The sequence below is a fragment of the Shewanella sp. SP2S2-6 genome (genome assembly GCF_031931965.1).
Taxonomy (GTDB): domain Bacteria; phylum Pseudomonadota; class Gammaproteobacteria; order Enterobacterales; family Shewanellaceae; genus Shewanella; species Shewanella baltica.
Map to the genome: position 1 here is coordinate 1 of NZ_JAUOEQ010000077.1, position 839 is coordinate 839.

Sequence of the window (839 nt, forward strand, 5' to 3'; positions counted from 1 at the left end):
GTCGCATTGCGACCAGCTTGGTTTTACTTGTCTCACTTCTGACCAAAGAAGTGGACGCGCCTTAGACGTAAACTATTCAGCAAAGAATAATTTACTTTTGAATATTCAAGACACTTAATAAAGTGTTTGAGAACTCATGTTCAATGCTTTCGCATTAAACGTTTTGTAATTAATTACATGACAGACTCATGCAATTAAATACTATCAGCTTTCCAAATTGTTAAAGAGCGGGCTTAAAAAAGCCAAAGATAATTTTTAAGTTTATCTTTGGCATCTCTATCCATAGTGCATATACCTTATTACTTTTCAATAAAGTCAGAATAAGGTGTAAATGGTGGAGCTATGCGGGATCGAACCGCAGACCTCCTGCGTGCAAGGCAGGCGCTCTCCCAGCTGAGCTATAGCCCCATTTACATGCAGTGCGAGTAAGTAAGATGTTCCAAACCTCTAAAGGATTGGTTTGCCAAATCAAGTTATCCGCGGCAAATTAACGCGACGTTTAGTTCACTAAACGAGTGTTAATTTAACAAAGGAAAACGAAGATTTGGTGGGTCAGAGTGGACTTGAACCACCGACCTCACCCTTATCAGGGGTGCGCTCTAACCAGCTGAGCTACAGACCCATCTTATTGATAAATCTAAGTTCATCTAGAACCACCGACCTCACCCTACTCTTTATGAAGGGATTGGGGTGCTAACCATCTGAGCTACAGACCCATCTTTGATAAACCTATTTAACTAGGTCCATCTTTTACTCTTTCTTCTATCAAGCAAATCTGTGTGAACACTCAAAAGGTACAAGGATGTACCGAATGTCGAAAATGCAGGAGCATTTTTCGA

Annotated in this window: 2 tRNA genes; both read right to left on the reverse strand. The window is 40.5% G+C overall.

The annotated features are described in order from the left end of the window. Positions 1–332: 332 nt before the first annotated feature. Positions 333–408 (reverse strand) — tRNA-Ala (locus tag Q4Q57_RS22025). A gap of 137 nt (positions 409–545) precedes the next feature. Beyond that, positions 546–622: transfer RNA gene (locus tag Q4Q57_RS22030), tRNA-Ile, on the reverse strand. Positions 623–839: the final 217 nt, after the last annotated feature.